The organism is Streptomyces sp. S07_1.15, from assembly GCF_020739505.1.
GTDB classification, from domain to species: Bacteria; Actinomycetota; Actinomycetes; order Streptomycetales; family Streptomycetaceae; genus Streptomyces; species Streptomyces xinghaiensis.
Map to the genome: position 1 here is coordinate 6,463,209 of NZ_JAJBZK010000001.1, position 21,784 is coordinate 6,484,992.

At 72.7% G+C, this 21,784-nt stretch carries 18 protein-coding genes and 1 tRNA gene; 13 read left to right on the forward strand and 6 right to left on the reverse strand.

Annotation, left to right across the window (positions count from 1 at the left end):
* Window positions 1-80 precede the first annotated feature (80 nt).
* Window positions 81-794: a nicotinamide riboside transporter PnuC gene (gene pnuC / locus LIX60_RS27790; RefSeq protein WP_227961681.1), complete on the reverse strand. Its 714-nt coding sequence runs from the start codon at window positions 792-794 to the stop codon at window positions 81-83.
* A gap of 227 nt (window positions 795-1,021) precedes the next feature.
* On the opposite strand from pnuC, the gene LIX60_RS31840 reads away from it, so the two are divergent.
* The 3 genes from LIX60_RS31840 to LIX60_RS27805 all read left to right on the forward strand — a co-directional run bounded on the left by LIX60_RS31840 (window position 1,022) and on the right by LIX60_RS27805 (window position 3,973).
* Window positions 1,022-1,567, forward strand: coding sequence for a YcxB family protein (locus LIX60_RS31840; RefSeq protein WP_227961683.1), 546 nt, complete (start codon window positions 1,022-1,024; stop codon window positions 1,565-1,567).
* Window positions 1,568-1,980: 413 nt separating this feature from the next.
* Window positions 1,981-3,366 (forward strand): hypothetical protein, encoded by a 1,386-nt coding sequence (locus LIX60_RS27800; RefSeq protein ID WP_227961685.1) that lies wholly within the window; start codon window positions 1,981-1,983, stop codon window positions 3,364-3,366.
* A gap of 166 nt (window positions 3,367-3,532) precedes the next feature.
* The gene (locus tag LIX60_RS27805; RefSeq protein ID WP_227961687.1) at window positions 3,533-3,973 is read left to right on the forward strand and encodes a VOC family protein; all 441 of its coding nucleotides are present in this window, start codon (window positions 3,533-3,535) and stop codon (window positions 3,971-3,973) included.
* A gap of 35 nt (window positions 3,974-4,008) precedes the next feature.
* Here LIX60_RS27805 and LIX60_RS27810 read toward each other — a convergent pair whose 3' ends face one another.
* The 3 genes from LIX60_RS27810 to LIX60_RS27820 all read right to left on the reverse strand — a co-directional run bounded on the left by LIX60_RS27810 (window position 4,009) and on the right by LIX60_RS27820 (window position 8,077).
* The gene (locus LIX60_RS27810; RefSeq protein WP_227961689.1) at window positions 4,009-4,224 is read right to left on the reverse strand and encodes a DUF397 domain-containing protein; all 216 of its coding nucleotides are present in this window, start codon (window positions 4,222-4,224) and stop codon (window positions 4,009-4,011) included.
* On the reverse strand, window positions 4,221-5,069 hold the full coding sequence (locus LIX60_RS27815; protein ID WP_227961691.1) for a helix-turn-helix transcriptional regulator: 849 nt from the start codon (window positions 5,067-5,069) through the stop codon (window positions 4,221-4,223). The genes LIX60_RS27810 and LIX60_RS27815 overlap by 4 nt, the downstream gene beginning before the upstream one ends.
* A 209-nt stretch (window positions 5,070-5,278) precedes the next feature.
* Window positions 5,279-8,077 (reverse strand): SCO7613 C-terminal domain-containing membrane protein, encoded by a 2,799-nt coding sequence (locus tag LIX60_RS27820; RefSeq protein ID WP_227961694.1) that lies wholly within the window; start codon window positions 8,075-8,077, stop codon window positions 5,279-5,281.
* 367 nt (window positions 8,078-8,444) lie between these two features.
* On the opposite strand from LIX60_RS27820, the gene LIX60_RS27825 reads away from it, so the two are divergent.
* The 4 genes from LIX60_RS27825 (at window position 8,445) to LIX60_RS27840 (ending at window position 11,953) form a co-directional block, all read left to right on the forward strand.
* A complete protein-coding gene (locus LIX60_RS27825) occupies window positions 8,445-8,906 on the forward strand; it encodes an SRPBCC family protein (RefSeq protein WP_227961696.1) in 462 nt (153 codons plus the stop codon).
* Window positions 8,907-8,969: 63 nt separating this feature from the next.
* Window positions 8,970-9,044 (forward strand) — tRNA-Val (locus LIX60_RS27830).
* Window positions 9,045-9,281: 237 nt separating this feature from the next.
* Entirely contained in the window at window positions 9,282-11,261 is a 1,980-nt protein-coding gene (gene thrS / locus LIX60_RS27835) for a threonine--tRNA ligase (RefSeq protein ID WP_227961698.1), read from the forward strand.
* Between the two features lie 134 nt (window positions 11,262-11,395).
* A complete protein-coding gene (locus LIX60_RS27840; protein ID WP_227961700.1) occupies window positions 11,396-11,953 on the forward strand; it encodes an HIT domain-containing protein in 558 nt (185 codons plus the stop codon).
* 124 nt (window positions 11,954-12,077) lie between these two features.
* Here LIX60_RS27840 and LIX60_RS27845 read toward each other — a convergent pair whose 3' ends face one another.
* On the reverse strand, window positions 12,078-13,721 hold the full coding sequence (locus tag LIX60_RS27845) for a hypothetical protein (protein ID WP_227961702.1): 1,644 nt from the start codon (window positions 13,719-13,721) through the stop codon (window positions 12,078-12,080).
* A gap of 155 nt (window positions 13,722-13,876) precedes the next feature.
* Window positions 13,877-16,096 carry an elongation factor G-like protein EF-G2 gene (locus LIX60_RS27850; protein ID WP_227961705.1) on the reverse strand — a complete coding sequence of 740 codons (2,220 nt, stop codon included), beginning with the start codon at window positions 16,094-16,096 and terminating at the stop codon, window positions 13,877-13,879.
* A gap of 208 nt (window positions 16,097-16,304) precedes the next feature.
* Here LIX60_RS27850 and pgsA point away from each other — a divergent pair, with 208 nt between their 5' ends.
* From pgsA to pdxT, 6 genes are all read left to right on the forward strand, one after another.
* Entirely contained in the window at window positions 16,305-16,976 is a 672-nt protein-coding gene (gene pgsA, locus LIX60_RS27855) for a phosphatidylinositol phosphate synthase (protein WP_227961708.1), read from the forward strand.
* Entirely contained in the window at window positions 16,973-17,923 is a 951-nt protein-coding gene (locus tag LIX60_RS27860) for a phosphatidylinositol mannoside acyltransferase (protein ID WP_227961710.1), read from the forward strand. The genes pgsA and LIX60_RS27860 overlap by 4 nt, the downstream gene beginning before the upstream one ends.
* Entirely contained in the window at window positions 17,920-19,113 is a 1,194-nt protein-coding gene (locus tag LIX60_RS27865; RefSeq protein WP_227961712.1) for a glycosyltransferase family 4 protein, read from the forward strand. The genes LIX60_RS27860 and LIX60_RS27865 overlap by 4 nt, the downstream gene beginning before the upstream one ends.
* Window positions 19,114-19,297: 184 nt before the next feature.
* Window positions 19,298-19,843, forward strand: coding sequence for a hypothetical protein (locus tag LIX60_RS27870; protein ID WP_227961714.1), 546 nt, complete (start codon window positions 19,298-19,300; stop codon window positions 19,841-19,843).
* A 234-nt stretch (window positions 19,844-20,077) separates the two neighbouring features.
* On the forward strand, window positions 20,078-20,995 hold the full coding sequence (gene pdxS, locus LIX60_RS27875; RefSeq protein WP_227961716.1) for a pyridoxal 5'-phosphate synthase lyase subunit PdxS: 918 nt from the start codon (window positions 20,078-20,080) through the stop codon (window positions 20,993-20,995).
* 151 nt (window positions 20,996-21,146) lie between these two features.
* The gene (gene pdxT, locus LIX60_RS27880; RefSeq protein WP_227962951.1) at window positions 21,147-21,749 is read left to right on the forward strand and encodes a pyridoxal 5'-phosphate synthase glutaminase subunit PdxT; all 603 of its coding nucleotides are present in this window, start codon (window positions 21,147-21,149) and stop codon (window positions 21,747-21,749) included.
* The last annotated feature ends 35 nt before the right edge of the window (window positions 21,750-21,784 follow it).

Below are 21,784 nucleotides of genomic sequence, written 5' to 3' on the forward strand. Positions count from 1 at the left end.
GCCGCCGGCCGTGCGAAACGAAGAAGTGTCCCCTTCGGCCGTGCCTCCGTGGGTGTCTTCGGCCGTGCCCCGGTACGTGCTCACGCCGCGGCCTCCACCGGGCCCCGGTCGGTGGGATCCGCCCGTCCTGTCGGCCCTGCCGGGCCCTCGGGTCCCAACGGACCTGCGGTCGCGCTCAGTTCACGCCGCCAGCTGCGCAGCCCGAGCACGCACAGCGCCATGAAGCCCAGGTAGAGCAGCGCGGTGAGGTACAGCCCCTTGTAGGCGTAGAGGGGGACGTAGACAACGTCGGCGGCGATCCACAAGTACCAGGACTCGACCTTCTTCCGGCACTGCCCGTAGGTCGCGGCCAGCGACAGTGCGGTGGTGAGCGCGTCCCAGAAGGGCACGGTGGAGTCGGTGGCGTGGTCCAGCAGCAGGGTGAGCAGCACCGTGCCGGTGAGCGTGGCGGACGCCAGGACCCACCAGGTACGGGCCGGCGTGCGGCTCACCGGCAGGCGGCCCGAGGCCCGCTCGGGTCCGCCGGCCACCCAGGCCCGCCAGCCGTACACCGCCAGCGCGATGTAGACCACCTGCAGCCCGGCGTCCGCGTACAGCCCGGCGCCCGCGAAGAGGAGGATGAAGAAGAGGTTGTTGGCGATGCCGATCGGCCAGTTGGCGATGTGCTGGCGGGCGACGAGCCACACGCACAGCGCCCCGCTGCCGAAGCCCAGCACCTCCACCCAGCTGACCGGGGTGTTCAGCGCGGTGAAGAGAGGCTGCTGAAGGGGAGCGAGCAGGTCCGCGATGTCCACGCGGCGACCTCCTTAAATGTCAGGATGACGATAAGCGTAAGGGGGTGCCCGGGACAAGGGGGTTGGGCATCCTCCACCGCCGCCGGACGGCGAGGGCTCCGGCCGGCGCCGGTGCCGTACCTCCGCGGCGGTCGCACCCCCTCCGCTGTGCGGACTGGTTGGGGTCGGCGCAGGTCACGGAGGGTGTTGGCCTAGGATCCGGTGGAACATTCGATGGGGGAGGGCCCGTGGCCGGGAAACAGAACGTGGCGCAGTCGGTCGAGCTGGTTTTCAGCGCCACCACCAAGGACATCGGGGAGGCTCTGCGGGCCCGGCGGCGCCTCAACCGTCGCAGGCATCTGCTGGTGATCGGGGCGTTGTTCGCCCTGATCTATGCCGCGGTGGTGGCCCTGTACCTCGCCCTGGACACCCCTTACCCCTACGCTTCGGCCGCGGTTCCGACGCTCGCGGGCGCGCTGGCGGGCGGCCCGGCTTTCCTCATCGCCCGGCGGGTCCAGGTCCGGATGGTGTCCCGCTTCGCCCGGGCCCAGGGGGAGTGCCGCGCCATGGTGAGTGACGACGGCGTGCGCGTCGTCGTGGCGAACGGGGATTCGCGGCTGGGCTGGGAGCTCTACCCCCGGTATGTGGAGACGGCGAACCTCTTCGTGGCGCTGAGCCGGGACAAGAGCGCGATGGGGGTGGCGATGCTCCCCAAGCGCGGGGCCGACGGGCCCGGCGACGTGGACCGGCTGCGGGAGATCCTCGACCGCAACGCCGTCCGCGCCGGCCGGTAGGCACGGCCCGCCACGGCCCCGGGCCCGGTCCCGGGGCCGCAAACGCTTTCCGCCATGTTCGAGGACCCGAATGGGGCAGGACAACCGGCCGGCCTGAGCGTCCCACGGGCTCCCACCCGGCACCCCTCGGCGCCGAGGGCGGGGGAGCCGTCCGGGCGGTCGGACAGGTTGCTCATTTCCGGCCAACTGAAGAACAGGGAAGGGTTGCGACTGAAATTTTCAGAGGTGTATATACACCAGCGTATGTTCGGGCCCCGATCGAAGCCTGGGGGCACTTCGGCGACATCGCGGCCTCGCACGTCCCTCCACCCGATGTATCCCGGCGTGCACCAACCGGCAGCCGCACATGCCGTGCCGCCGTGCAGGGCATGGCTGTCCCTTGCGCGCGCTCCCTCTCTGGAAGGACCCCCCACATGTACTTCCAAAGGCACCGGCGGCCCAGATTATGGGCAGCCGCAACCCTCGTGGCCGTCGCGAGCCTGGCGGCGCCCACCCTCACCGCGCAGGCCGCCGACACCCGCCCGTCGGACACCCTGCGCGTCCAGGACAACCCCTCCTGGGGCAAGGAACTCCCGCCCGCCGACGCGCCCACGGGCCGCGCGTACGACCTCATCGTCGAGGACAACGACAAGGGGTACGCGCCGCGCAGCGGTGAGTGCTCCAAGGAGATCCACGCGCGGTACTGGGCCTACGGGCCCGACGGCAAGGTCTACCCGACCTGGCACCCCGCCAGGGACGCCGGCGGGTGCACCTTCGGACACGAACACGGTGACGACCCGCGCCGCTCCGAGCTGTTCTCCACGGTCGACTGGCCCACGTTCGGCTACACCAGCGAGGTGCTGGCCGGGTCGAAGCCCGAGAGCAGCCACCGCCACGAGGACCACGTCGGGCACAAGGTCCTCTCGGTCAACAACATCAACGTGATCCAGGGCGACAACGGCACGAGCTTCTTCCCGCCGCAGGGCAACACGATCGCGACCTGCGACGTGCTGCTCAAGTTCCACCAGGGCACCCACTCGCCGGACGCGTTCGCCAACAACGCGCACGAGCTGATCTACAACAACAAGTGCACCCGCAACGGCCAGACGTTCGAGGCCCGTTACACCGCGCTGATCCCGCTCGGACGCCCGGGCGGCTTCGGCGCCACGGACTGCCCCGGCCCCGGCCTCGGCATGGGCTTCAGGAACGTCGGCCCGGCCGTCCCGGGTGACTCGCCGTCCGACAACCGGTCGCTCGGCCGGCTCATCACCGACGCGAGCTGCGTCCAGGCGATCCGGGAAGGCAAGACGCACTACGAGCCCATCACCAACTCGTACATCCCGTTCGACACGAACGACCTGCACGAGTTCTGGTTCTCGGACGTGACGGTGCAGGGCGCGGGCGTGAACTTCAACATCGGCCCGCTGTTCTACGTCCTCAACCCGAGCCGTTACTTCGACTCGAGCAAGCCGAACAACATCGCACGCCAGGTCGACCTCTGCTACGAGAACATCCGCGGCCAGTACTGCGACCAGGTCCGCCAGACCACCCAGCAGACCGGCAAGCGGGTCCAGTGGGATGACGTGGAGTCTCCGTTCAAGGGAACGCTGCGCGAGTTCCGGCCGGGCACGCTCAGGCTCAGCAACAGCGGCCCGACCACCGTCTACACGGACGTGTACGGACGCAACGTCTCCACCTCGCCGTTCGAAGGCTCCATCACGCAGTACTTCTCCGGCAACAGCGGCGACCAGATGTACCTCCGGGGCGCCACGCGGGACTACGCGGCCAACTCGTCCGACCGCATCCACGCGCCCAACTGATCCCACCACCCCCCACACGGAAAGCAGTTGACCCACCCACCCACGAGAGGGCCCGCGGCGGAACCATCCGCTGCGGGCCCGCCCGCGTTGGCCGACGGGTGGCCGAACCGCCGGCGTTCGGGCGAACTCAGCCGCGACTGTCAGAGGCGGGCAGTACGGTCCCGCCATGGCGAACAGGATCACTCTGACCCTCGACTGCGCGGACGCGAAGCTCCTCGGCGACTTCTGGAAAACGGCGCTGGGCTATGTCGATGTACCGCCGCCCGCTCCTTTCCGAACCCGGGCGGAATGGCACGCGAGCTTCGGCCTGCCGGAGGACGACTCGGTGGACGACCTGGCGTGGCTCTGCGATCCCGAGGGCATCGGCCCCCGACTCTCCATCCTCAAGGTCCCGGAGCCGAAGCGGGCCAAGAACCGGCTCCATATCGACATCCGGGTGCCGGGACACGGCACCGCGGAGGAGCGGTGGGCGCGGATCAGGGCGGAATCCGAACGGCTGGTGGCGGCAGGCGGGGCCGTCCTGGAGGAGTTCGAGGGGCACCACGTGGTCATGGCTGATCCGGAGGGCAACGAGTTCTGCGTCGCGGCGGCCGCGTCCGAAGCCTGAGCCGATGTCCTACAGCCGGCTCCCCGGACCGGTCCTCAGCGCGACGGGAAAGCGCCGTTTCCGACCGCTGCCACGAAGGCGCCCCAGTCGGTGGCGGGAATGACGAGTGCGGGTCCGTCCGGGACCTTGCTGTCCCGGACGGGGACCGCGCCGGGAATGTTGACGGCGACTTCGACGCACGCGCCTCCCTCGCCGTTGCTGTGGGAGGACTTGCGCCAGACAGCGGTGCTCAGGTCGTGGTCGGTGCTCATGGTGATGAGTAGTCCTTCGCTACCGATTCGATCAAAGCCAGGGACGTCCTAGGGGTCAGTGCTGCGGCCCTGACGTGATCGTATGACCTGTCGAACTTGGCGACCAGCGCGGGCTCGTCGATGAGTTGGCCCGTGTGCGCGCCCTCCGTGTAGGCCACAGGAGGAGCATCGTCGAAGGTCATCAGCAGCGTAGTGCCGTACATCAGCGGGTGCGGCCCGGCCGAGTAAGGGACCACCTGCACGATGACGCGGCTGTGGTCGTGCCCCATGGTCACCAGGCGATCGAGTTGTTCGCGCATGACCTCGGGGCCGTCAACGGGAACACGGAGTGCCGCTTCATGCAGGATCGCCCACAACTCGGGTGCTCCCGGATCGTCCAGTCGGCCACCTCGCTCCATACGGGCGGTCACATGGGCTTGGACCTCGTCCCTGGCAGCGTACGGGAGTGTTGCCCGCGTGAGCCCGCGTGCGTACGCCTCGGTCTGCAGCAGGCCCGGGATCAGCATCGGCGCGTACTCGCTGATCGTAGCGGCATGTTTCTCCAGGTCGGCCGCATCCGCAAAGTAGTCCGGGTGCTTCGAGCGCCGGGCGAGCCTGCAGAGGCGCTGCAAGTGTTCGCCGCTGCCCAGGACTTCGTCCAGGAGCCTGGACACCTCCGGCTGGGGGCGGCGGGATGCGGACTCGAAGCGGCTGATGTAGTCACGGGAGCAGAAGACCCGCTCGCCGAGCTGGAGCTGGGTGAGACCGGCGGCCTCGCGCAGGCGGCGCAGCTCGGCCCCGAAGAAGGTTTTGGGTGAGCTGTAGGGGTCGAGGTCCCCGACGTTCTCGAGGTGGTCGGTCGTCACGGTGCGGTCCCCCCGGTGCGGTGCACGTGGTGAGCTGGGTGGTTCCGCTCAACGTAGCGACGTCGTCGCACACGGCGCGTAAGTCTTCCGGGAGTTGACAGCGACAATCCCCCGGTCGAGTGACGGGGCCCGGTATCCTCGCCTCCGCCTCGTCCCACCCCGTCCGGTACGGCGGTCGCCACGGCAGGAGCCCCGCGCCGTGGGCCCGTTCAGCGCATACGGCCCAGCAGTTCGCGCAGTCTGCGGGCGTCGCGCAGGCGCTGTTCGTACGTCGCGCCCGCGCCGAGCAGCAGCAGCCCCGCCAGCGCGGGCGGGACCCAGCGCGGCAGCGCGCCGGCCATCTGGGCGAGGTACGGGGCGAGTTCGTGCAGGGCGACGAGGGCCAGCACCCCGCCGCCCAGCAGCAGCGGCGCCTGCAGCCGTTCGCGGGCGCCGAGCAGGGTCAGAGCCAGTGCCGCGAGGCCCAGCAGCAGCGGACGCGTCCAGCCGCTGTCCGCCCAGACCGCTGCCAGGCTCGGCAGCAGCGTCACGGACAACCCGGGGCCGTACGCCACCCAGGAGGAGGCCGCCGCGTCCGTGCGGCGCCGCAGCAGCCCCACCACGAGCGCCGGGACGGTCACCGGAAGGGTGTACGCCTCCGGCTCCTCGACCCCGGCGGCGCCGAGCCGCACCCAGGTGGCCAGGACGAACAGCGCCGTGGCGGCGTAACCGGCTGTGCGGCGGCGGTCGGCGCGGAGCGCGCAGCCCGCTGCCACCACACCGGCCAGGGCCAGCACGGCGGAGAGGACGACCGGCGGCCCGGTGACCGCGAGGGCCAACGCGAGCAGCGCGGTGGCCGCGCCCGCGATCTCCAGAGGCAGCCCGGCCGGGCGCCTGCGCAGACGGGAGGCCAGCAGCTCCACGGCCGCCGCGGCCGCCAGGACGGCGAAGGCCGTGCGGTGTGCCGGGAGGCCGGCGTCCGCGCACACCGCCACCACCAGGCCGACGGCGCTCGCGACCGCCGCGCACGCCGTCACGGGCTGCCGTACGCGGTCGTCCGCCGGGGAGGTCACGGCGGCCACCGCGAAGGCCGCCAGCAGAGCCGCCAACGCCCCCTGCGTCACCGGCCGTTCGGCCAGGCTCCAGGCGGCGGCCGTGCCCGCCACCGCCACGGCGCAGGCGAGCGCCGTGCGCGAGAGCACCACGGACCCGGAGGTCCCGGCCGCCACCAGCAGCACCGCCGCCTGCGCGGCGAGCAGCAGGACCGCCACCGGGTACGGAAGGTCGAGGGTCACCGGCAGCACCGCCGCCGCCGCGGCGGCGAGGACGAGGGCACCCGCGGGGACGGCCCGGCCCCCGGGCCACGGGGCTGTCGCCGTCCCCGGCCGCCAGGAGCGGAGCCGGGACGCGGCGCACAGGGAGACGGCGAGTATCGCCAGGACGACGGGCACGACGGTGCCGCCCGCCCAGATCACCCCGGGCGCGACGGCGGCGCGCGCCCCGCGCGGGGCGCCCTCCCACACCGCGTCCACCCAGCCGGCCGGCCCCAGCAGGGCCGAAACGGTGTCCGGCAGGACCCACAGCAGGGCGAGCACATGGACGACGGCCGCCGCCACGGCCGTACCGCGGTCCGGCGCACGCTCCGGCGCGCGGTGCCTGACCGCGCTCACCGCGTAGGGCAGCAGCGCGGCGGACAGCAGATAACCCGCTACCCCGAACCCGTCGGGCAGGGCCATGCGCAGCAGGCCACCGGCCGCCGTGACGACGGCCAGTCCGGCGACCGTGGCCGGAACGGCGGGGAGGAGGAGAGCGCGCGATCCCGCCCGGACGGCGGGGGAGGGAACGACAGGGCTGTGGCTCGGCGCGGACGGGACGGTGCCCGGAGCCGCCCCGGGCGCGACGGCGGCCGCGCCGGGTGCGGGGACGCGGGTCGCGACGGACCACAGGACCACGGCCGCGCCGCACAGCAGGAGAGCCGCCCGTGCCGCCTCCGCGACCTCCCCCGCGGTCACCGACATCCCGACCGCCGGTATCAGCCCGGCGGCGCCCGCGAGCGTGCCCAGCACCACCGCGGTGCGCCGGATCGCGGGCCGCGCGAACCGCAGGGCGATCACGGCGTCGAGCGCGGCCGTGGCGAGCAGCGCGGCGCCCGAACCGAAGGCACCGGCCTCCACCGCGATCGACCAGAGGAGCAGCGGCAGTTGGGCCGGCAGTACGGCCAGGGCCGGCACCAGACGGGGCCACCGCCCGCCGCCGGGCGGAACGCGACCGGCCGCGCCGTCGGCCGGGCGACCCGTCGCGTCACCTGCCATACGACCGGCCTCGGCCTCACGACCGGCCTCGGCCTCGGCCTCGGCGCCCGCGAGGCCCGCCGAGTCTCCGGCAGCCTTCGCGCGGCCTCCTATGCCACCGCTCACGGGAAGGCCATCCGCGGCCCCGGGTGCCGGTGCGTGCCGGGACAGCAGCCGGCTGTACCCGGCCCAGACCACGGCCAGCACCGCGCTCACCACCGCCGCGTACCCCGTGCCGTCGACCCCCGGCAGGGCCACCCGGTGCAGGGCATAGGCGTCCAGCACCAGCAGGAGCAGCCCCAGGCAGGCGATCACCTCGGCCGTGGCCCCCAGCGCCTTCCGCAGCAGCGGTACGGGGACCGCCAGCGCGCAGACCGTCAGGACGCCGAGCACCACCGCACGGCCGCCGATGCCCATGCGTCCCCAGCTGAGGACGGTGAAGGCGATCACGGCGACGGCCAGCAGCATCCCGCCCAGGGTCAGCAGCACGTTCCGTACGGCGGGCGCATCCGTCTCCCGCCGGTCCGCCGTACCCGGGCGCGGCAGCGCGCCCCGGTTTGCGCGAGCCACGGGGAGTGCGGCGGACTGCTGCCCCCACAGCCGTACGAGCAGCTCGGACCGGCGCGTGAGCAGCCGGGCGCGTTCGGCGTCGATCCAGGCCAGGGCGCGGTCGATCTCCCGCAGTTCGGCTTCCGGGTTCCCCTGGTGCGTGGACGCGGGCGGTGGCTCGTTCTCCATGGGCGGGAGTCTGTCCCCCTCCGCGGTCCCCGGCATGGGTACCCCTACTCAGTCGAACGTGAGTACCGTCCCGGACCGGCGGTCCGCACCGGGGCGTACCCAGCTTTTCCGGGCGGCGACCGCCCACTCCGGCGCCGTGGTTCCGGGCCGCCCCCGAGCTGAGCAGGAGAGGACACGGGGCCGTTCGCGCGGAGAGCGTCACCGGTGTGGCCGCACTCTACGCCGCCGTGAGCCGCGCTCCCATGCCCGGAACACCACCTTCCGCGTCCCGCCGCCGCGGGCAGCCGGCTTGGGCGGACCCGGCCGGGGAATCCTCCGACCGGGCCGGCAGGGAAGCCGGAGGCCGAAAAGGGAAAGAGAGAGGCCCATGGACCCGCACCACTACCGCTTCCGCAGCCTCTGGACGCTCGACGCCCCGCCCGAGGCGGTGTACGCGGTGCTGGAGCGGCCCGAGGAGTACCCGCTGTGGTGGCCGCAGGTCCGGGAGGCCGAACGCACCCCGTCGGGCGCCGGGCGGGCCCGCTTCCGCTCCGTCCTCCCGTACGACCTGGTCGTCACCGCGCTGGAGAGCCGGCGCGACCCGGGGGCCGGGGTGCTGGAGACCGTCCTCGCCGGAGACCTGGAGGGCTGGGCGCGCTGGACGGTGACGGCCGGCGGCAGTGACGGCGGCGGCGGGAGCCACGCGCTCTTCGAGCAGGAGGTGACCGTGCGCCGCAGGCTGCTGCGGGTGCTCGCCGTGCCCGGCCGCCCGCTGTTCCGGGCCAACCACCGGCTGATGATGCGGGGCGGGCGCCGTGGCCTGCGGGCACGGCTCGCCGAAGCCGTTTGAAGGAACTCCTCCGCGCCCTGTATTGTCGGGCCCGAGCCGCAGGGGGAAACCCCGGCACTCCAGGGGCGATTAGCTCAGTGGGAGAGCGCTTCGTTCACACCGAAGAGGTCACTGGTTCGAACCCAGTATCGCCCACCACCCCTGACGCACGGCGAGGCCCGGCAAGCAGCGGGCCCGGCAGGCCCTTCCCCGGCGGGAGGGCCTTTTCGCCGTCCGGGGCGGCCGCCGTTCCGGACCGTCTCCCGTACACACCCCGCAGGTTCCGTACGGCCGTGCCGCCGCATGCAAAGCCTTTCGCGGGGCGGCCGTCCGGCTCGGTACGATTCGCATGCGCAGCGTCCGCTGCGGCGCGAACCCATCAGTCAGGAGAGACCGGTGTCAGACGTCCGTGTGATCATCCATCGCGATTCCGAGCGGGAAGAGCGCGTGGTGACGACGGGCACCACGGCGGCCGATCTCTTCGGCGGCGACCGCTCGATCGTCGCCGCGCGCGTGGCCGGCGAGCTGAAGGACCTCGCGTACGAACTCGCCGAGGGCGACGAGGTCGAGCCGGTCGGCATCGCCACCGAGGACGGCCTGAACATCCTGCGCCACTCCACCGCGCACGTGATGGCCCAGGCCGTGCAGGAGCTCTTCCCGGAGGCACGGCTCGGCATCGGCCCGCCGGTCAAGGACGGCTTCTACTACGACTTCGACGTCGAGCGGCCCTTCACCCCCGACGACCTCAAGGCCGTCGAGAAGAAGATGCAGGAGATCATCAAGCGCGGCCAGCGCTTCTCCCGCCGCGTCGTCACCGAGGAGGGCGCCCGCGAGGAGCTCGCCTCCGAGCCGTACAAGCTGGAGCTGATCGGTCTCAAGGGTTCGTCCGCCACCGCGGGCGAGGGTGCGGACGTCGAGGTCGGCGCCGGTGAGCTGACCATCTACGACAACCTCGACGCCAAGACCGGCGAGCTGCGCTGGAAGGACCTCTGCCGCGGCCCGCACCTGCCGACCACCCGCACCATCCCCGCCTTCAAGCTGATGCGGAACGCCGCCGCCTACTGGCGCGGCAGCGAGAAGAACCCGATGCTCCAGCGCATCTACGGCACCGCCTGGCCGACGAAGGACGAGCTGAAGGCGCACCTCACCTTCCTGGAGGAAGCCGCAAAGCGCGACCACCGCAAGCTCGGCTCCGAGCTCGACCTCTTCTCCATCCCGGACGACATCGGCTCCGGCCTCGCCGTCTTCCACCCCAGGGGCGGCATCATCCGCCGGGTCATGGAGGACTACTCGCGCAAGCGGCACGAGGAGGCGGACTACGAGTTCGTCTACACCCCGCACGCCACCAAGGGGAAGCTGTTCGAGAAGTCGGGCCACCTGGACTGGTACGCCGACGGCATGTACCCGCCCATGCAGCTCGACGAGGGCGTGGACTACTACCTCAAGCCCATGAACTGCCCCATGCACAACCTGATCTTCGATGCGCGGGGCCGCTCGTACCGCGAACTCCCGCTGCGGCTGTTCGAGTTCGGCACGGTCTACCGCTACGAGAAGTCGGGCGTCGTGCACGGCCTGACCCGCGCCCGCGGCTTCACCCAGGACGACGCGCACATCTACTGCACCAAGGAGCAGATGGCGGACGAGCTGGACAGCCTGCTCACCTTCGTCCTGAACCTGCTGCGCGACTACGGTCTGGAGGACTTCTACCTGGAGCTGTCCACCAAGGACCCGGAGAAGTTCATCGGCTCCGACGAGAACTGGGAAGAGGCCACCGAGACGCTCCGCAAGGCCGCACAGAAGCAGGGCCTGGAGCTCGTCATGGACCCGGGCGGCGCCGCCTTCTACGGCCCGAAGATCTCGGTGCAGACCCGGGACGCCATCGGCCGCAGCTGGCAGATGTCGACCATCCAGGTCGACTTCAACCTGCCCGAGCGCTTCGACCTGGAGTACACCTCGGCAGACGGCTCCCGGCAGCGCCCCGTCATGATCCACCGCGCGCTGTTCGGCTCCATCGAGCGGTTCTTCGCGGTGCTGCTGGAGCACTACGCGGGCGCGTTCCCGGCCTGGCTGGCGCCGGTGCAGGCGGTCGGCATCCCGATCGGCGACGCGCACGTCCCGTACCTCCAGGACTTCGCCGCGGAGGCGAAGAAGCGCGGGCTGCGCTTCCAGGTGGACGCCTCCTCGGACCGGATGCAGAAGAAGATCCGCAACGCCCAGCGCGAGAAGGTCCCCTTCATGGTCATCGCCGGTGACGAGGACGTCGCCAACGGCGCGGTCTCCTTCCGTTACCGCGACGGCACGCAGAAGAACGGCATCCCGCGGGACGAGGCGCTGCGGGAGATCGCCGACGCGGTGGCCCGCCGCATCCAGGTCTGAGCGTCCAGGTCCGAGCGTCCGGGTCCGAGCCTCCGGCCGCACGGCGCCGCCGCCCCGCACAGGGCGGCGGGAGAGGGGGTGGATCCCGTCCGGGAGCCACCCCCTCGCCGCGTTGCCGCCCGCGCCGGGCGAATATGCTGGCCGTCATGACGAGTGAGCCGGAGCAGCAGATCGGAGTCGGTTCCCAGGACGCCTTCCAGCGCCTGTGGACGCCCCACCGGATGGCGTACATCCAGGGCGAGAACAAGCCGACCGGGCCCGGGACCGAGGGCTGCCCGTTCTGCACCATCCCGGCCAAGTCCGACGAGGACGGCCTGATCATCACGCGCGGCGATCACGTCTACGCGGTGCTCAACCTCTACCCGTACAACGGTGGCCACCTGATGGTCGTACCGTTCCGGCACATCGCCGACTACACCGAGCTGGACGAGGCCGAGACGGCCGAGCTGGCCGCGCTGACCAAGCAGGCCATGACGGCGCTGCGCACCGCCTCCGGCGCCCACGGCTTCAACATCGGCATGAACCAGGGCGTCACCGCCGGCGCGGGCATCGCCGCGCATCTGCACCAGCATGTGGTGCCCCGCTGGGGCGGGGACACCAACTTCATGCCGGTCGTCGGCCACACCAAGGTGCTGCCGCAGCTCCTGGCCGACACCCGCCGCCTGCTCGCCGCGGCCTGGCCGGAGAGCTGAGAAGCCGGGCCGCCGCCGGGCCGCACGGCATGCGTACGGCCGGTGACCCGCGCCCCTCGCGGGGGCCGGTCACCGGCCGTTCCGCCGCGCCGTACGCGCCGTACGCGCCGGTGCGGCGAGGGCGTCAGGCGTTGTAGACGTCCGCCTTGCCGGGCTCCGCGCCCTGGACCGCTCCGCTGAGGAAACCGGCCCGGCTGCCGAAGCTCTCGGTGTTGACGTCGTGCTCCTCCAGCACGCGTATGGCGGCCTGGTGCACCACGCGCAGCACCGGCGTCGCCGCGCGCAGGGCGTCGTCCGCCATGAAGCGGTGGCGCCAGGGCTGGTCGGCCCAGGCGTGCCGGAGACCGAACGGCTCGGGCAGGCCGAGCTTGCCGCCCAGATGGTCGAGGACGGCCGGGAACCACGTCAGCGGGGCGCGCGCGGCGAGCCGCACCACCTCCTTGGCGTCCACCAGCGGCAGGGAACGCTCCTTGGTCTCCCAGAACCTGACGGTCTTGGAGATCGTCTCCGTCTTCGGCGAGGGCTTGCTGGTGAAGAGGCCGTGCACCGGGCCCAGCGCGTGCCCGGTGACCTCGATGCGCAGGGTGTGGTGGAGCACCGTGACGTTGACCAGCAGGGTGATCACCAATTGGCCGTCCCAGAGCACGAACTGGACGCCCAGGTAGTGCCGGTTGCCGCTGCCGAACTGCTGCTGGTCGCAGATGCGCTGTATCTCGCCGGGCCTGATCTGGTAGCCGTCGTCACCGGGGCGGGACACCTCGCCCGCGCCCTCGCCGACCGGGGCGACGATCCAGTGGGTGACCGAGGGGGCGGTGAACCCGCCGGTGTGCAGCGGGGTGCGCTCCAGGAGCTTCAGCTGGTCGTGGACGGCGCGGACGATGTCCCAGCTGCGGAACGGGTCGATGTCCTTGTCCGGGTCCTTGGGGACGAGCTCCTCGGCGAGCTGCCAGCTGCCCCAGCGGGTGCCCATGCCGAGGATGCCCTTGGGGCCGGCGTAGAAGACCAGATTGCTGTTCTGCTCGGCGGTCAGTCTGGCCAGATTCTGGCGGAGCTGCTCGGCCGCGGTCTCGTTCGGGTTCTTCGGCACGGCCTCCGGGATCTTCGCCCCGACGGCACCGCCGGAGAGCAGCCCGTTCCAGCGCTCCCGCAGGTCGGCCGCCGTGCCCTCGCAGACCTGCTTGGCCCAGAGCCAGCCGACGACCGGGGCGACGATCATGGCCCGCAGATAGATGCCCCAGAAACCGGTGAACGGCAGCTTGATCAGGAAGACCACGGCCAGCACGCCGAAGGCCACCAGCACCGCCATGCCGAAGGCGCCGGCCCGCTTGTTCGACGCGCCGGCGAGCGTGCGGCGCAACTGGAAGGCGACGAGCCAGAGCAGCAGTCCGGGCAGGAACAGCAGTCCGAAGACCGCCATCAGCACCGTCAGCCGCGTGTCGCGCTCCTTGCGGATGCGGCTGGCGGCCAGGCAGTGCTCGACGACGGTCTGCGGCTCCATCCCGAAGGACTGGATCAGGGCCTTGCGGGCGCCGCCGAGCATCCGGACCTGGACCGCCCGGGAGAACGCCTCACCGAGGTTGGGCTCGAACAGCGACAGCTTCGGCGGTGTGATGGACGACTTGTGCCACTCGTTGTCGGCCTTGAGGATCTCCGCGACCGGGCTGTCCCGGTAGGCCGCCGAGGCCAGGGCGGTGGTCGCCGCCGTCTGCCCCGCCCCGCCGGAGAGCGGAACCTGCGCCCCGGGCCTGAAGTCGAAATCGCTCGCCACTGATTGCCCCCACCGCTCGTCCGCTGCGTGGCCTCTTCCCGGGTTCCGTCCCCGGCACACCTGCCGGCCTGCGTCTCAGCGTAGCGAGCGATGGCCGTCCGGCGCAGGGGAGTTGGCCCGCGCCGGACGGTTACCGGCCTTTTTCTTCCCGCTTCCTACCCGTCCTGCCCCTCTTCGGCACGGATCTTCTCGGCGAGCTGCGGCGGCATCGGCTCGTGGCGGACGTACGAGCGGCTGAACCGGCCGGTGCCGTGCGACAGGGAGCGCAGGTCCACGGCGTACCGGCCGATCTCCAGTTCGGGCACTTCGGCGCGGACGAGCGTGCGCCCCGGGCCCGCCTGTTCGGTGCCGACGACCCGGCCGCGGCGCCCGGAGAGATCGCTCATCACCGGCCCCACACAGTCGTCCGACACCATGATCCGCACCTCGGCGACCGGCTCCAGCAGATCGACGCGGCACCCGCGCGCGGCCTCGCGGAGCGCCAGCGCGCCCGCCGTCTGGAAGGCGGCGTCGGAGGAGTCCACCGAGTGCGCCTTGCCGTCGAGGAGGGTGACCCGGATGTCGGTCAGCGGGTGGCCGGCGGCGACCCCGCGCTCGGCCTGGGCGCGCACCCCCTTCTCCACCGAGGGGATGAACTGCCGGGGGACGGCGCCGCCCACCACCTTGTCCGCGAACTCGATGCCCGAACCGCCCGGCAGCGGTTCGACCTCGATCTCGCAGATCGCGAACTGCCCGTGCCCGCCGGACTGCTTGACGTGCCGCCCGCGCCCGGTGGCCTTCGCGCCGAAGGTCTCCCGGAGCGGCACCCGGTGCGCCACGGCGTCGACCCGGACGCCGTAGCGGCTGCGGAGCCGTTCCAGCGCGACATCGCGGTGCGCCTCGCCCAGGCACCAGAGCACCACCTGGTGGGTCTCCGGGTTCTGCTCCAGCCGCATGGTCGGGTCCTCGGCGACGAGCCGCGCCAGGCCCAGCGACAGCTTGTCCTCGTCGGCCTTGCTGTGCGCCCGCACCGCCACCGGCAGCAGGGGGTCGGGCATCACCCAGGGCTCCAGCAGCAGCGGCTGCTCCTTGGCGGAGAGGGTGTCCCCGGTCTCCGCCCGGCTCAGCTTGGCCACGCACGCCAGGTCCCCGGCGACGGCCTGCTCCAGCGGGCGCTGCTGTGCGCCGAAGGGCGCGGAGAGGGCGCCGACGCGCTCGTCCACGTCGTGGTCCTCGTGTCCGCGGTCGGCCAGGCCGTGCCCGGAGACGTGCACGGTCGCGTCGGGCCGCAGCGTCCCGGAGAACACCCGGACCAGGCTGACCCGGCCCACGTACGGGTCGGAGGAGGTCTTGACGACCTCGGCGGCCAGCGGGCCCCCGGGGTCGCAGGTGAGCGGCGGCCTCGGCTCGCCCTCCGGTGTGGTGACGGCCAGGGGCGGGCGCTCCGGCGGGGTCGGGAAGCCGCCGGTGACCAGCTCCAGCAGCTCGACGGTGCCGAGGCCCTGCCGGGCTCCGGCGGCGGGGGGAGCGGCGGCCAGGACGGGGTGGAAGGTGCCGCGCGCCACGGCCCGTTCCAGATCCTCGGTCAGGGTCTTGAGGTCGATGTCCTCACCCGCCAGGTAGCGGTCCATGAGGGTCTCGTCCTCGCTCTCCGCGATGATCCCCTCGATGAGCCGGTTGCGGGCCTCCTCGATCAGCGGCAGCTGACCGGGCTCCGGATCGGCCGCCACCCGGGTGCCGGAGGAGTAGTCGTACACCTGCTGGGAGAGCAGGCCGATCAGTCCGGTGACCGCCGGACTCCCGTTCCCGGAGCCGCCGGAGTCGTCCCGCGGGCCGTCGCGCAGCGGCAGATAGAGGGGCAGCACCGCGTCGGGGTCGTCACCGCCGAACGCCTCGCGGCAGACGGCGGTCATCTCCTCGAAGTCGCTCCGCCCGGACTCCAAGTGGGTCACCACCAGGGCGCGCGGCATGCCCACGGCGGCGCACTCGTCCCACACCATGCGGGTGGCGCCGTCCACGCCGTCCGCCGCGGAGACGACGAAAAGGGCCGCGTCCGCTGCCCGCAGACCGGCCCTGAGTTCCCCGACGAAGTCCGCCCTGCCGGGGGTGTCCAGCACATTGATCTTGATGCCGCCCCATTCCACGGGGACCAGGGACAGCTGCACCGACCGGCCCTGCCGGTGCTCGATCTCGTCGTGGTCGGAGAGCGTGGTGCCGTCCTCGACCCGGCCGGCCCGGTTCACCGCTCCCGCGGTGAGGGCCAGCGCCTCCACCAGAGTCGTCTTGCCCGAGCCGCTGTGGCCGACCAGCACCACATTCCGTATCGCGGTGGGCCGGTCGGCCGCGACTGCCCTGCCCGCGGCCCCGGGGTGTGTCCTGACGCCTGCATTACCCACGTGTACCGCCTCCCGGTCCGCACGTGTTGAGGTCATTCGAGCTTTGCACCGCGGACCCGGGGCGTCCATAGGCCCACCGGCACCCGGGAACGGGCCGTCCGGTCCCCGCCCCCCCGGGGACCGCGGAGGCGGGTGACACGGACGTGGCTACGATGGGCCACCCGGCGGCCCCCCGGCCGCCCGGCTCCAGCGACCCTCCGGGAAGGCCATGCTGAACAAGTACGCGCGTGCTTTCTTCACGCGTGTTCTCACGCCGTTCGCCGCTCTGCTGCTCCGGCTCGGGATCAGCCCCGACGCGGTCACCCTCGTCGGCACCGGCGGGGTGGTGGCGGGAGCCCTGGTCTTCTTTCCCCTGGGAGAGTTCTTCTGGGGCACGGTCGTGATCACCCTCTTCGTCTTCTCCGACCTGGTCGACGGCAACATGGCCCGGCAGGCCGGCCGGTCCAGCCGCTGGGGCGCCTTCCTCGACTCCACCCTCGACCGGGTAGCGGACGCCGCTGTCTTCGGCGGGCTCGCCCTCTGGTACGCGGGCCGCGGCGAGGACCTCCTGCTGTGCGCGATCGCCATCTTCTGCCTCGCCAGCGGCCAGGTCGTCTCGTACACCAAGGCGCGGGGCGAGAGCATCGGGCTGCCGGTGAACGTCAACGGGCTGGTGGAGCGCGCCGAGCGGCTCGTCATCACGCTGGTCGCGGCCGGACTCGCCGGACTGCACGCCTTCGGCGTCCCGGGCATCGACATCCTGCTGCCCATAGCGCTGTGGATCGTCGCCCTCGGCAGCGCCGTCACCCTCGGCCAGCGCATGGTGACCGTCCGCCGGGAAGCCGCCGAGGCCGACGCCGCGTCCGCGCCGGGCGGCGCCGCCGAGGGAGGTGCCGCGTGAAGGACGCGAAGGACGTGAAGGAGCAGCTGACCGGCGCGGTGTACGGACTGGGCTGGGGCGCCGTCCGGAGACTCCCCGAGCCCGCGGCCGTGCGGCTCGGCCGGACCATCGCCGACACCGCGTGGAAGCGGCGCGGCAAGAGCGTCCTGCGGCTGGAGTCCAATCTCGCCCGGGTCGTCCCGGAGGCGTCCCCGGAGCGGCTGGCCGAACTCTCCCACGCCGGTATGCGCTCGTACATGCGGTACTGGATGGAGTCCTTCCGGCTGCCCGTCTGGAGCCCCGACCGGATCCGGGCCGGCCTGGAGGTCAAGGACATCCACCTGGTCGAGGAGGCCCTGGAGAGCGGCCGCGGTGTGGTCGCGGCGCTGCCGCACCTCGCCAACTGGGACCTCGCCGGGGCGTGGATCACCACCCGGCTCGGCCGGCCCTTCACCACCGTCGCCGAACGCCTCAAGCCCGAATCCCTGTACGACCGGTTCGTCGCCTACCGCGAGAGCCTCGGCATGGAGGTGCTGCCGCACGCCGGCGGCAGCGCGTTCGGCACCCTGGCCCGCCGGCTGCGCGAGGGCGGGCTGGTCTGCCTCGTCGCCGACCGCGACCTGTCGGCCTCCGGCGTCGAGGTGTCGTTCTTCGGGGAGCCCGCGCGGATGCCCGCCGGGCCGGCTCTGCTCGCCCAGCAGACCGGCGCCCTGCTGCTGCCCGTCACCCTCTGGTACGACAGCCCCACCACGATGCGCGGGCAGATCCACCCCGCCGTCCCGGTACCGGAGACCGGCACCCGGCCGGAGCGGACGGCCGTCATGACCCAGCAGGTCGCCGACGCCTTCGCCACCGGCATCGCCGAGCACCCGGAGGACTGGCACATGCTCCAGCGTCTGTGGACCGCCGACCTCGAACCGCGCGCGGCGAGCGGCGGCGTTCGGGCAGCGGAAACGGAGACACCGTGAGGATCGGCATCGTCTGCCCGTACGCCTGGGACGTCCCCGGCGGCGTCCAGTTCCACATCCGCGACCTGGCCGAACACCTGATCGCGCTCGGCCACGCCGTCTCCGTGCTCGCGCCCTCGGACGAGGACACCACGCTGCCGCCCTACGTCGTCTCGGCCGGCCGCGCCGTGCCCGTCCCGTACAACGGTTCGGTGGCCCGGCTCAACTTCGGCTTCCTGTCGGCCGCGCGCGTGCGCCGCTGGGTGCACGACGGCGATTTCGAGGTGCTGCACATCCACGAACCGGCCTCGCCCTCCCTCGGCCTGCTCGCCTGCTGGACGGCGCAGGGCCCGATCGTCGCCACCTTCCACACCTCCAACCCGCGCTCCCGGGCCATGATCGCCGCGTATCCGATCCTCCAGCCCGCGCTGGAGAAGATCAGTGCGCGCATCGCCGTCAGCGAGTACGCGCGGCGCACCCTGGTCGAACACCTGGGCGGAGACGCCGTGGTGATCCCCAACGGCGTCGACGTCGGCTTCTTCGACCGGGCCGAACCCAAGCACGCATGGCTGGGCGACGTCCTCCACGCCAGCGGCGGGGGCCGCGGACCCACCCTCGGCTTCATCGGCCGCATCGACGAGCCCCGCAAGGGCCTGCCGGTCCTGATGAAGGCCCTCCCCGGCATCCTCGCGGAGCACCCGGAGGCCCGGCTGCTCGTCGCGGGGCGCGGGGACGAGAAGGAGGCCGTCGCCGGGCTGCCCGCCGGGATGCGCGACCACGTCGAATTCCTCGGCATGGTCAGCGACGAGGACAAGGCGCGGCTGCTGCGCAGCGTCGACCTGTACGTGGCGCCCAACACCGGCGGCGAGAGCTTCGGGATCATCCTGGTCGAGGCGATGTCGGCGGGCGCCCCGGTGCTCGCCAGCGACCTCGACGCCTTCGTCCAGGTGCTCGACGGCGGCCGGGCGGGGGAGATCTACCCGAACGAGGACGCCGCCGCCCTGGCCGGCGCGGCGAACCGGCTGCTGCGCGACCCGGCGCGGCTGCGGGAGCTCCGCGACCGCGGCAGCCGCCATGTGCGCCGCTTCGACTGGTCGACGGTGGGCTCGGACATCCTCTCCGTCTACGAGACGGTGACCGACGGCGCGGCCTCCGTCGCCGCCGACGAACGCCCGGGCCTGCGGGCCCGCTGGGGCCTGGCCCGCGACTGACGGGGCCGGCGGGCGCGGTACGGGCCCGAACCCGCGGTGGACGGTCAACGGGCGGGCGGGAGGGGAGCAAACCCCGCGCGAAGCGCGAGAGGCCCCCGCGCGAAGCGCGAACACCCGCACCGGGGAAGCCGGGTGACACCGGCCGGCGCCGCGGGCGCCCGACCGGCCGGTACTGTGGCCCGCCGTGAGCACACTCATCTGGACAGCGGTCGCCCTCGCCCTCATCGGCGTCTATCTCAGCTGGACCGCGGGCCGGCTGGACCGCCTGCACGCCCGTATCGACGCGGCCCGCGCCGCGCTCGACGCGCAACTGCTGCGCCGGGCCTCGGTCGCCCAGGAGCTGGCCACCGCCGGAGTGCTCGACCCGGCCGCGTCCATGGTGCTCTACCAGGCCGCGCACGCCGCCCGGCAGGCCGAGGAGGAGCACCGCGAGGTCGCCGAGAGCGAACTCACCCAGGCGCTGCGCGCCGTCTTCGCGGAGCCCGGGCAGGTGGTGGCCGTCCGGGAGGCACCCGGCGGTGACGCGGCGGCGGACGAACTGGCCGCCGCGGTGCGCCGGGTGCCGATGGCACGCCGCTTCCACAACGACTCCGTACGCGCCGCGCGGGCCCTGCGCGAACACCGCACGGTGCGCTGGTTCCGGCTCGCCGGCCACGCCCCGTTCCCGCTGGCGTTCGAGATGGACGACGAGATGCCGGAGGCGCTGACGGACCGCACGGTCGGCCACTGAGGACGCCGGACCGCGCGCCGGGGCAGCACGAACCGGCGGCCCCGGCCCCCGGCCCCGCCCCGTAACCGCCCGGCCGGATTGGCCCCTCCGCTCGGGCCACCGTCCGCAAATTGGCCCTTTCCGTACGACACCGCCGCACGGTTTCCTCGAAGCTGTCCCACACAGGTGTCCGGACTCCCGCCCCACCCCGGGCGGACCGGACCGCCGTCATCCGCAGCGAATGAGGTCGAAACCGTGCCCACCACGCCCCCCAGCTCCGCTCCGTCCGCCCCCGAGACCGGCACCGCGCGCGTCAAGCGCGGTATGGCCGAGCAGCTCAAGGGCGGCGTCATCATGGACGTGGTCACCCCGGAGCAGGCGAAGATCGCAGAGGACGCCGGCGCCGTGGCCGTGATGGCCCTGGAGCGGGTCCCCGCCGACATCCGCAAGGACGGTGGCGTCGCCCGGATGTCCGACCCGGACATGATCGAGGGCATCATCGACGCGGTCTCGATCCCCGTCATGGCCAAGTCCCGGATCGGCCACTTCGTCGAGGCCCAGCTGCTCCAGTCCCTCGGCGTGGACTACATCGACGAGTCCGAGGTCCTCACCCCGGCCGACGAGGCCAACCACAGCGACAAGTGGGCCTTCACCACCCCCTTCGTCTGCGGTGCCACCAACCTCGGTGAGGCGCTGCGCCGGATCGCCGAGGGCGCGGCCATGATCCGCTCCAAGGGCGAGGCCGGCACCGGCAACGTCGTCGAGGCGGTCCGCCACCTCCGGCAGATCAAGGCCGAGATCGGCCGGCTGCGCGCCTGCGACAACCACGAGCTGTACGCCGCGGCCAAGGAGCTCCGGGCCCCGTACGAGCTGGTCAAGGAGGTCGCCGAGCTCGGCAAGCTGCCCGTCGTGCTGTTCTCCGCGGGCGGAGTCGCCACCCCGGCCGACGCCGCGCTGATGCGCCAGCTCGGCGCCGAGGGCGTCTTCGTCGGCTCCGGCATCTTCAAGTCCGGCGACCCGGCGAAGCGCGCCGCGGCCATCGTGAAGGCCACCACCTTCTACGACGACCCGAAGGTGATCGCCGACGCCTCGCGCGGCCTCGGCGAGGCCATGGTCGGCATCAACTGCGACACGCTCCCGGAGAGCGAGCGCTACGCCAACCGCGGCTGGTAACAGCGGCATCCCGGGGCGGCCGCGGAACCCCCGCGGCCGGGCCCGGGGCGGGGCGGTACCGCCGGGCCCCGCCGCGCCCGCGCACCGTCACCGCCGCGCCTCCCGCGCGTTCCACCCCCCTCGTCCCCCGAAGAGGTAGTCACCCGTGCCCGTGCCCACCCCCGTCATCGGCGTCCTCGCCCTCCAGGGCGACGTCCGCGAGCACCTCGCCGCCCTCGCCGCGGCCGGCGCGCCCGCCCGCCCGGTCCGCCGCCCCGGGGAGCTGGCGGAGGTGGACGCCCTGGTGATCCCCGGCGGCGAGTCCACCACCATGGTCAAGCTGGCCGGTCTCTTCGGCCTGCTGGAGCCGCTGCGCGCACGGGTGCGGGCGGGGATGCCCGCCTACGGCTCCTGCGCCGGCATGATCCTGCTCGCGGACAAGATCCTGGACGGCCGGGCCGGGCAGGAGACCGTCGGCGGCATCGACATGATCGTGCGCCGCAACGCCTTCGGCCGCCAGAACGAGTCCTTCGAAGCGGCCGTCGACGTCGCCGGCATCGAGGGCGGACCGGTCGAGGGCGTCTTCATCCGGGCCCCCTGGGTGGAGTCCACGGGTGCCGCCGTGGAGGTGCTCGCCGCGCACGACGGCCACACCGTCGCCGTACGCCAGGGCAGCCTGCTGGCCACGTCCTTCCACCCCGAACTGACCGGCGACCACCGGGTGCACGCCCTCTTCGCGGAGATGGCGCGCGGGGCGGCGGCCGCGCACCGGTAGGATCGCGGAGTTCGTATTCATCGGGTCGTTGAAGG

Excerpts from the sequence above, each read along its gene's own strand:
- LIX60_RS27800 (WP_227961685.1), top strand. The coding sequence starts at position 1,981 with ATGTACTTCCAAAGGCACCGGCGGCCCAGATTATGGGCAGCCGCAACC.
- LIX60_RS27805 (WP_227961687.1), top strand. The coding sequence starts at position 3,533 with ATGGCGAACAGGATCACTCTGACCCTCGACTGCGCGGACGCGAAGCTC.
- LIX60_RS27810 (WP_227961689.1), bottom strand. The coding sequence starts at position 4,224 with ATGAGCACCGACCACGACCTGAGCACCGCTGTCTGGCGCAAGTCCTCC.
- LIX60_RS27820 (WP_227961694.1), bottom strand. The coding sequence starts at position 8,077 with ATGGAGAACGAGCCACCGCCCGCGTCCACGCACCAGGGGAACCCGGAA.
- LIX60_RS27825 (WP_227961696.1), top strand. The coding sequence starts at position 8,445 with ATGGACCCGCACCACTACCGCTTCCGCAGCCTCTGGACGCTCGACGCC.
- LIX60_RS27840 (WP_227961700.1), top strand. The coding sequence starts at position 11,396 with ATGCTGGCCGTCATGACGAGTGAGCCGGAGCAGCAGATCGGAGTCGGT.
- pgsA (WP_227961708.1), top strand. The coding sequence starts at position 16,305 with ATGCTGAACAAGTACGCGCGTGCTTTCTTCACGCGTGTTCTCACGCCG.